At 30.4% G+C, this 8,917-nt stretch carries 10 protein-coding genes and 1 pseudogene; 4 read left to right on the top strand and 7 right to left on the bottom strand.

The window, feature by feature from the left end; all coding sequences use genetic code 11:
* Window positions 1–222 (top strand): annotated as a pseudogene (locus tag Q326_RS18810) (IS110 family transposase); the annotation flags it as partial.
* 132 nt (window positions 223–354) lie between these two features.
* Here Q326_RS18810 and pduB read toward each other — a convergent pair.
* The 5 genes from pduB to Q326_RS0114335 all read right to left on the bottom strand — a co-directional run bounded on the left by pduB (window position 355) and on the right by Q326_RS0114335 (window position 4,955).
* Window positions 355–1,149 (bottom strand): propanediol utilization microcompartment protein PduB, encoded by a 795-nt coding sequence (pduB, locus tag Q326_RS0114355; protein WP_026896001.1) that lies wholly within the window; start codon window positions 1,147–1,149, stop codon window positions 355–357.
* Between the two features lie 25 nt (window positions 1,150–1,174).
* Window positions 1,175–1,447, bottom strand: a complete 273-nt coding sequence (gene eutM / locus Q326_RS0114350) for an ethanolamine utilization microcompartment protein EutM (protein WP_026896000.1) — start codon at window positions 1,445–1,447, stop codon at window positions 1,175–1,177.
* A gap of 220 nt (window positions 1,448–1,667) precedes the next feature.
* Window positions 1,668–2,483: a response regulator transcription factor gene (locus Q326_RS17525; protein WP_051531525.1), complete on the bottom strand. Its 816-nt coding sequence runs from the start codon at window positions 2,481–2,483 to the stop codon at window positions 1,668–1,670.
* Window positions 2,476–3,729: a sensor histidine kinase gene (locus Q326_RS0114340; RefSeq protein ID WP_026895999.1), complete on the bottom strand. Its 1,254-nt coding sequence runs from the start codon at window positions 3,727–3,729 to the stop codon at window positions 2,476–2,478. The genes Q326_RS17525 and Q326_RS0114340 overlap by 8 nt, the downstream gene beginning before the upstream one ends.
* A 68-nt stretch (window positions 3,730–3,797) precedes the next feature.
* Entirely contained in the window at window positions 3,798–4,955 is a 1,158-nt protein-coding gene (locus tag Q326_RS0114335; protein ID WP_026895998.1) for a 1-propanol dehydrogenase PduQ, read from the bottom strand.
* Between the two features lie 315 nt (window positions 4,956–5,270).
* On the opposite strand from Q326_RS0114335, the gene Q326_RS0114330 reads away from it, so the two are divergent.
* The 3 genes from Q326_RS0114330 to Q326_RS0114320 are packed head-to-tail and all read left to right on the top strand — an operon-like array spanning window position 5,271 to window position 6,578.
* On the top strand, window positions 5,271–5,726 hold the full coding sequence (locus tag Q326_RS0114330) for a hypothetical protein (RefSeq protein WP_026895997.1): 456 nt from the start codon (window positions 5,271–5,273) through the stop codon (window positions 5,724–5,726).
* Entirely contained in the window at window positions 5,719–5,922 is a 204-nt protein-coding gene (locus tag Q326_RS0114325) for a hypothetical protein (RefSeq protein ID WP_026895996.1), read from the top strand. The genes Q326_RS0114330 and Q326_RS0114325 overlap by 8 nt, the downstream gene beginning before the upstream one ends.
* Before the next feature lie 44 nt (window positions 5,923–5,966).
* Window positions 5,967–6,578, top strand: a complete 612-nt coding sequence (locus Q326_RS0114320) for a hypothetical protein (RefSeq protein WP_026895995.1) — start codon at window positions 5,967–5,969, stop codon at window positions 6,576–6,578.
* A gap of 54 nt (window positions 6,579–6,632) precedes the next feature.
* On the opposite strand, the gene Q326_RS0114315 is transcribed toward Q326_RS0114320, so the two are convergent.
* Both Q326_RS0114315 and Q326_RS0114310 read right to left on the bottom strand, forming a co-directional pair.
* Window positions 6,633–7,655 (bottom strand): DUF3829 domain-containing protein, encoded by a 1,023-nt coding sequence (locus tag Q326_RS0114315; protein ID WP_026895994.1) that lies wholly within the window; start codon window positions 7,653–7,655, stop codon window positions 6,633–6,635.
* Between the two features lie 20 nt (window positions 7,656–7,675).
* Window positions 7,676–8,668: a YiiG family protein gene (locus tag Q326_RS0114310; RefSeq protein ID WP_026895993.1), complete on the bottom strand. Its 993-nt coding sequence runs from the start codon at window positions 8,666–8,668 to the stop codon at window positions 7,676–7,678.
* Between the last annotated feature and the right edge of the window lie 249 nt (window positions 8,669–8,917).

Below are 8,917 nucleotides of genomic sequence, written 5' to 3'. Positions count from 1 at the left end.
GGTAACAAATATCTTAGATATTACTTAATTGAATCAGCAAACAGTGTAAAAAATCTTGTTCCAGAGTACAAAGAGTATTACTACAAAAAATTTAGTGAAGTTAAAACCCATCAACATAGAAGAGCACTCGCGTTAACATCTCGTAAATTAGTACGCCTGATTTTTAGCTTGCTGACTAAGAATCAAATCTACTCCAATGATAAAGTTGGGGAGATTCAATAAAATATGCTCTTAAATCAAACCTGTTTTTTTGCTGAAAAACCTAGGTTCTATTAAAGTTACCCTTTTTTAATCACTTCTTTTATTTTCTTTTAAAAATTCTCCTTGACATATTACCAGGTTGCTTTTTGCTTATTAAATATATGGTGTAGTATCTGTCTTAGGCTCTTCTCCTAAAGTAGCCAATAGTTTCAGCCCTACTTCTCTTGCTGCAATAACAGATTGTCTAACTGCTCCTGAGTCCCCACTTACTGCCAATATCACCTCATTGGAGAAACTAGTACCTTCAGCTGGGGAAGAGTATGCAATTATATCTACATTTGCAGCTTTAACTGCAACATCAGCAATCAATACTCCTATAGCTGCTGGCGCTCCCACTATTAATCCAAAAGACTTTCCAACAGGTGCTCCAAATGCCTTTTCACAAGCGTAACTTGCCCTAGCTGTATATTGGAATTCTAGATGTCCAGCTTCATTTCCATAGACATCTCCAAATGTTCTATCTAATTCCTTTAATGTCACCTCTACTGCCCTTCTGGCATCAGATACATCTTCAGCACCAAATATAATTAATGAACCATGTCCTGCTCCACCCTTTGTATCTCTAGGTAGCTCTATAGTAATTATCTCTGTATTTGTAGCTTTTACAGCCTCATCTGCTGCCATTATTTGTGGTCCTGCTCCAGTACGACCACCTACTATACCTATAGACCTGAATTTCTTGTCTAATTTCATAAATTCATGTAAATTATAGTCCACATTTGCTATTACTAGACCTATAGTATCTCCTATAGCCGTTCCCACAAATTCAGTCAAACCACAATATTTTTGAGATGGTTTTGATTCCGCTTCCACCTTTGTACCGTTATCATTTGTATCTAATTTCTTCATTACTTCTTCCATTATTTTTCCCATTAATTCTTCTTGCATTTTTGCACCTCCACATTATTATCTATTATCTAGGTAAAATGTTTTCCACATCTTTATGGGGTCTTGGTATTACATGTACCGAAACTAGTTCTCCAACCCTCTCTGCCGATGCAGCCCCAGCATCTGTTGCTGCCTTAACAGCACCTACATCTCCTCTAACCATTACAGTTACTAATCCAGAACCTATTTTTTCATAACCTATAAGCTTTACATTTGCAGCTTTAACCATAGCATCTGCCGCTTCAATTGAACCTACTAATCCCTTTGTCTCAATCATTCCTAAGGCTTCATTGCCCATGATTTAACCTCCTTCAACATTGAATTAAACAAGTCTTAAAAGCTAGTCCTTATATTTAATGATAATATTTTAGTCGTTATATGTCGTTGTACTCTTTTATGTTGATAAGATAAAAAAATACTATATTTGAGTAAAATAAAGAGGACAAAAAAGTATCATGCAATATTGCATGATACTTTTTTGTCCTCTTTGGATACTTTTTTATCATTAACTGTTATTTCTATATACACCATTTTCCATTCATTTTAACTGTTCCTCGCCTCAGGGGATTACTTTCAAGCTTTTTTATTCTTTCTTCCTTCTTTCTGTCCCTATATTTTGAAGGAGTTTCTCCATATTTTTTTCTAAATACCTTACTAAAGTAATTGGACTCATTATATCCCAGTTCCATTGAAATATTTATTATGGGGTCATCTGTATCTTCCAACAGCTGTTTTGCCCTTTCCATCCTACAATCTGTCAAGAAAACTGTAAAATTCATTCCCAATTCTTTCTTAAATAATTTACTTAAATATGATGTACTTAAATTAACATGATTTGCAACATCATTCAATGTCATGCTCCCTTGAAAATTATTCTGTATATATTTTATAGCTTTAAAAAGTTCTTTACTATAAATATCATCCATATATACAGTATTTTTTTTGTCAACATTTGACTGATTTTCAATATCTATATAGTATTTTTGCAATAATTCAATTATTTTTTTACCTCTTATAGGCTTTAGTACATAATCGTCCACATCTATCCTTATAGCCTTCTGGGCCAAACTAAAGTCATCGTATGCTGTCAATATAATAATCTTTTTGTCAGGATATTTCTCTTTTATTATCCTTGCTGCTTCTAACCCGTCCATACCAGGCATTTTTATATCCATAAATATAATATCAGGATCCAATCTTTCAGTTAATTCTACTGCCTCTTCTCCAGAACTAGCCTGTCCTATTATGTCCACATAATCAACATTTCTATCTAGAATCATATTTAAAGCTTCTCTTTCTAAATGTTCATCATCCACCAATAATACTTTACACATTTAAAACTCTCCTTGAATTATTTATTCGTGGTATTTTAATTTTAACAGTAGTTCCCTTATCTTTCTTACTCACTATATCTATCCCATATTCATCTCCAAAACAGTTTATTAACATATTATTTACATTTTTTATGCCGATACCTGTGGAATTAGTTCTAATATCATGTTCTGTTTCTTGACCCAAAATCATTTTAATCTCATTTTCAGACATGCCTACTCCATTGTCTTCGATTTCAATAACTAAATCTTCTCCAACAATCTGTCCCTTGATATTAACAGATCCTCCTTCTTTTTTAGGCTCTATGCCATGATTGACAGCGTTTTCTACAAAAGGCTGCAATGTCATAAAAGGCATCTTTATATCCAATACATGATCAGGTATATCTATACTATACTTCAATCTATCGGGAAACCTAACCTGCTGTATGCTAAGGTATTTTTCAATATAATTAATGGCATCTTCTAAAGTAACCATCTTTGTAGACTTTTTAAGGGTATATCTCAGCATCTCAGAAAAAGAATATACTGTTTCCTCTGTTTTTACTGCACCTTCTACCAATGCTAATCTGCCTATGGTATTTAATACATTGAATAAAAAATGGGGATTCAATTGGGATTGTAAGGCTTTAAGTTCAGCATTTTTTAATGCCTTTTCCAATTCAGATCTGATTTTAGTTTGTTTGAGTAATTCCATATTCTTTTTATTCAATTCATCCTGATAGATACTAGCTAATCCCTTTTCCACTATATGATTAGCAACAATATACATCATATTGGCTGCTGCATTAACATTCTCATAAGGAATCAATGGAACTTCTTCATATGCCGATAAAATCTTAGGATTTTTTCTCCATCTATCCGTAGTATCCTTTAGCCTCTTATCTTCTATATCTATTTTATCTTTCACCTTTATCTGGCCAGCCATTATGGAACCTAGATATTGACCTTTTACTACTATGGGGATCGCAAAATCCACTAATCCTGCATGACATACATATATATGGGGTTTTCCATATCTTGCTGCCTCTAATCCTCCATGGGCATCAGAGTAAAAACACCTTCCTTTACATGTGGGGTCCTCTCTTATTAATTTACAAAAATTAGAAAAATTACTATATTCAGTTACGGGCACCCCCGTATAATCTACTGCCACTACTGCCAAACCAGTAGCATTGGCAAAGTGATTTTGAATATTTTGTAATACATCAATATCTATAACTTCAGAAAGGTGAAACAATTTCGCCATATAGTATTCCCCCATTATAAATTGTAGGCAATATATACAATTAAAGGAGAGTATACTCCCCTTTAATATCAATTACCATAAGCATTAATAAATATATCTTCTATACTATTTTTGTCAACGATTCTTGGATTACCTTGGGTACAAATATCTTTCATTGCCAACTCAGACATTTCACTTATAAGTCTATTGAAATCTTTTTCTTCAATTCCTAATTCCTTTATACTTAATGGAATATCTAATTTTTTATTCAATATTTTTACCCCTTGAATTAAAGACATAACCCCTTCCCTTGTACTAGAACAAGGCAACCCCAATGTCTTGGCTATATATGCATATTTTTTAGCACAATATTCTTCTAATTCTCCATCAGAATTATTGATGCCTGAATTATATTCTATTACATAGGGCAACAATACACCATTAGCCCTTCCATGGGATATCTTGAATTTTCCTCCCAGTGCATGTGCCATACTGTGGTTGATTCCCAATGCTGCATTTGTGAATGCTATACCTGCCATACATGATGCATTATGGAGTTTTTCTCTAGCCAATATATCAGCGCCATCTCTATAGGCTGACAACAAATAATTAAAAACCGATTTTATCGCACCTTCAGCCAACATATCAGTATAATCACAGGACATATTAGAAACAAAGGCCTCCAATGCATGGGTCAATGTATCTATCCCTGTATCTGCTGTAACTTTAGGTGGTACTGTGCTGGTAAAGTCAGGGTCCAATATTGCTAAATTCGGAAACATTATATCTTCATTAAAGGCCATTTTTAAGCCATTATCATTTGTAAAAACTGAATAGGATGTAACCTCAGAGCCTGTCCCACTGGTTGTGGGAACTGCTATAAAATATGGATCTTTTATAGTGCTAATATTTTTTTTCTTCATTACATTGTTAAAAAATAGCACCATTCCTTTAGCCGTATCTATGGCAGAACCTCCCCCTACTGCTACAATAGTATCAGGATTAAAGTTTAACATAAGCTGCAATCCATTGATCACCAAATCTACTGTGGGATTAGGTTCTACTTCAGAAAAAACTTCATACTCTGTCGATTTTTTATCTAAGATGTCTGTTATTTTTTTAACTATATTGAATTTAACCATAAATTCATCGGTAACTATTAGTGTTTTCCCTAAATCTATATCTTTTAAACACTGTATTGCACCCTTCTCATGTACAATTTTAGGTGCTACAATAAAAGTTTTCATCGCTATTTTCCTCCAAACTTTTTAGAAGTACTATAGCTTTTAAGACTTGTTTTTATATGAGTTAATTATACTACATTAAGTATTCAAATACAATGTCGTATATAATCAGTATATGGTGTAATTGGAGGTTTTTTTACTTATATTAGTAAGTCAAAGGTAATCCAATATACATTAGATAGACTACTGAAAATGTAATTATTATAAATTACATTATTATGTTATAATCAATATAATTTACAATTTTGTTTAGTAAAAGAACATTATAAGTAGATATATTCTTGAATTTAATATAATTGAAAAAAGGTGGATTAAATTATGCTATGGAATTATTTAAAGTTATCCTTTATAAAAGGACTAACAAATATATTACTTTTAGCAATCATAACCTCTATTTCATTGAAGCATCTGTCCAATATTGATATTATCTTTATGATTTCACTATGGATTTCTATATGCATACTAATAATTGTTGATGCATTAATTGCAAGAAAAATGGATATAAAGTATAGTGATAAACTTCTGAAAATCAGAAGTTATATTGAATCTTTTTCAATTTCGTTTATCTTTTCAGCAGTTTATTTTGTAAAGAACTCAAATAATACTAGACTTAACTTTTTAATATACAATATTGTATTCTCTTGCTTATTTGCTTTTGTTTTATTCTTTTTATTCTTTTCATTAAATAAAAAGATTGCAATTAGTATTAATAGAAAAAAAGTTTTACATCAAATGTCGGATAGGAAATTAAAGGAGGATAAGTGGAATGAATAATAAAAATATAATTGATTTATCTCCTAAAATATTTAGAGTGGTATCTATAATGTCTATACTATCAATTATAATTCATATTATAACAGATCTTATATACATAGGTAGAATTGACCATATGGCTATTGTTCCATCGATAATGCTCTTTATTTTTAGTGAAAATTCTAGAGTAAAGAGTATTGCTAAGAAAAATAATTAACATGCTTAATTTGAAATATAAGTATTCAATGGGGAGGATTTATTATGAAAAAGTTATTGCTTTTAACAATAATTTTAGTTTTAGTATTTACTATGGGTGCATGTTCACAAAAAAACAAATCCAATACTCCTGAGAATAGTGTAGAGGCATTTCTAGACTCTTATAAAAATGGTGATATCATAAAGAGTATGGAATATGTAGAAAACAAAACATCTACCGAAATTGAACAGATAAAGAAAAATTTCATAGAAGATAAGGATAGTAAGTCTAGTCAAGCCTTTTTAAAGACCTTTAGTAAAATTGAATACAAAATAATCAATTCTGATGTCAAAAAAGATTTTGCAATTATTAATACAGAAATAACTGCTCCAAATTTGTCAAAAATAATAGGCCAATTAATAGAAGAAATTTCTTCTGATAATATGTCTACAGATTCAATTCAGAGTAGGGAAGATACCCTAGAAAAAATGGCTGATATGGATATGATTATTGGAGATAAACTGCTTGAAAAAATAAATAGTGACAATATACCCATGGTTACAAAGACTATAAATATAAAACTTGTTAAAAAAAATGGATCTTGGCTAATAAAAACTAATAATGAATTTAAAAGGGCTATTACTGGAAATTTAGTAAATACTATCTACTTTGATTAATATAAAAGATAAAGCCATAGAAATAACACTAAATCTTCTATGGCTTTATCCATACTATTTTATCAAAACATAGTATTTAACTACCTCCCTAATTTTTTCATCATAATATTTGAGAGTTCCACGATTACTTGATTCATGAATTTTATATGTTTTTTGTTCATTATCTATATCTTTTTCTTGCTTGGCCCTTACTAATATATCTGTAGTAGCAGCCTTCATATCTATTATACGACTTCTTAAAACATCTAAATCGATGCTATTGTCTTCTAGTCCCTCTCTCTTTATTCTATCTTCATCCTCAGAGTACTCTAAAAATTTGCTTATATCTTTAACTAGAGAACCATATCTCTCGTTAAATTCTTCCATGTCTAAGTCATCCATATTACCACTATTGATTCCTCTTTTGTAAAATGTATCTTTTAATTCTTCAGCTTTTATTATACAACTTAAAGCATAATACCTTATCATGAAATCTTGTTCTTTAAAATATTTTAGATCTTTAATCCTCTTTTCATGCAATGCTTCATTGAAATTATTAACAAATTCCTCAGCCAATGGTTTGAACTCATTATACTGTAGATATATCTCTCTATGCAATTCCTTACCCTTAGCAAAGTCATCATCCACATACGCCTTCAATTTAAAGTATGTATCTACCTGATCCAATAGGTCTATTATTTTTTCCAGCTTGGCATGCAAATTCTTTACATTATCATCAACTCCATTTAAAAATGGTTTTTTCGAATAACATTTTAAAGAAAGCTCTATCTCTTCTTTGTCAAAATTCATAAAAACTCCTTTGAAAAGATTAGACTTTTCATCTAATTTCATATTTTCACTAAACCCAAACCATCCAAAATAATAATCTAAGGATTCCTTTAACTCTGCAGTAATAAAATTGTTTAATACAATATAAGATTCGTATTTTTCATCTTCTGTTCCCTCTATTTCATCTTTTTCACTAAAACCTTCTTTAAGATTATCTATATCTTCAGATAAATTGTCTACATAACCACAAGATGTTGAAAAAATACATATTAATATAAACATTATAATTATAAAATTCTTTTTAAACATAGATCTACCTACCTATATATCTAATTTATCATATTATTATATGAATCAATTAATTGAGAAACCTTTTCATCATAATATTCTGTAGGCGGAATTGTTTCTCCTGTAGTTACTAGACCCTTTGTATCGGATTCTAAATCTAGATTTTTTGTTTCTAAAATTTGCATAATATCTGTGGCAGCTGCCTTTACTGAAATTGCATCTTCTTTAAATCTGGATATAAATGCATTATTCTCGAAACCTTCTCTTTTAAATCTTTCTTCATCGTCTAAATACTCCATAAATTTACTAACATCTTCTGTCAATGAATCATATTTCTCCCTATATACATCTACATCAAAATCTAAAATATTTTCACCATAAACCCCTGCATCATAGAATGAAGTCTGTATATCCTGAGCTTTTATTATAACCCTCATGGCATAATATCTTATCATGTAATCATCTTCTTTTAGCTGTTCCAAATCTTCTTGTTTCTTTTCTTCTGTTATTTCACTGAATTCTGCATTGAATTTTTCGGATAACTCCATGTATTCTTCGTATTGTGTTAATATCTCCTTATGTAACTCATTTCCTCTCTTGAAGTCATCATCTATAAAGGATTTTGACTGATAATATTCTTCCATTTCTTTTATTGTATCCATAAAGTCTTTAAGTTTTGGGCATAATGCCTTTATAGCTTCATCAGTTTCTCCATATGATGGCTCTTTAGATGCATATTCCAATGTTTTCTCAACTTGTTCCTCATGTACCTTTAAAATAGGATATGTATTAAAATCACTAAAATTTTCTCTAACTATGATATCTTCTTCTATCCCAAATTCTTCAAAATAATCAAACAAAGCATTATCAAACCATTGAGTTATATAATTACTGAAATCAATATATGCATTATATTTCTCAGTGTCGTCCTCTTGGGATGAACTTCCAAAACTCTCAATATAATCCCCGCATCCACTTAATGATATACACAGCATCAAAGATGCCAATACAATTGCTAAAATCTTCTTTTTCATAACTATTCTCCTTTGTATTATAATTTTGTCTCGCTGTATATAAACAGCAATTATCTTATGTCTTTGTTAACAAGCCCATATTATATTAATCTATAATACAATATTTAGCAAAATTAACCATAGTATATTTTATATCAAATTTATCAAGTTTTATATGATACTATAGTCATATATTTAACAAAAAAAGTTAGTAGTTTAATGATGAAATCCATAGGATTTCTACCATCAACTACTAACCACTAACTAATA

Origin of the sequence: Clostridiisalibacter paucivorans DSM 22131 (genome assembly GCF_000620125.1) — a bacterium.
Classification (GTDB): Bacteria; Bacillota; Clostridia; order Tissierellales; family Clostridiisalibacteraceae; genus Clostridiisalibacter; species Clostridiisalibacter paucivorans.
This window is presented reverse-complemented; position numbering and strand designations above follow the sequence as displayed.

What these genes read in the sequence shown, in the direction of transcription:
- Q326_RS0114315 (WP_026895994.1), bottom strand. Translation starts at nt 7,655, where the DNA reads ATGTTTAAAAAGAATTTTATAATTATAATGTTTATATTAATATGTATT.
- pduB (WP_026896001.1), bottom strand. Translation starts at nt 1,149, where the DNA reads ATGCAAGAAGAATTAATGGGAAAAATAATGGAAGAAGTAATGAAGAAA.
- Q326_RS0114325 (WP_026895996.1), top strand. Translation starts at nt 5,719, where the DNA reads ATGAATAATAAAAATATAATTGATTTATCTCCTAAAATATTTAGAGTG.
- Q326_RS0114310 (WP_026895993.1), bottom strand. Translation starts at nt 8,668, where the DNA reads ATGAAAAAGAAGATTTTAGCAATTGTATTGGCATCTTTGATGCTGTGT.
- Q326_RS0114335 (WP_026895998.1), bottom strand. Translation starts at nt 4,955, where the DNA reads ATGAAAACTTTTATTGTAGCACCTAAAATTGTACATGAGAAGGGTGCA.
- Q326_RS0114340 (WP_026895999.1), bottom strand. Translation starts at nt 3,729, where the DNA reads ATGGCGAAATTGTTTCACCTTTCTGAAGTTATAGATATTGATGTATTA.
- eutM (WP_026896000.1), bottom strand. Translation starts at nt 1,447, where the DNA reads ATGGGCAATGAAGCCTTAGGAATGATTGAGACAAAGGGATTAGTAGGT.
- Q326_RS0114320 (WP_026895995.1), top strand. Translation starts at nt 5,967, where the DNA reads ATGAAAAAGTTATTGCTTTTAACAATAATTTTAGTTTTAGTATTTACT.
- Q326_RS0114330 (WP_026895997.1), top strand. Translation starts at nt 5,271, where the DNA reads ATGCTATGGAATTATTTAAAGTTATCCTTTATAAAAGGACTAACAAAT.
- Q326_RS17525 (WP_051531525.1), bottom strand. Translation starts at nt 2,483, where the DNA reads ATGTGTAAAGTATTATTGGTGGATGATGAACATTTAGAAAGAGAAGCT.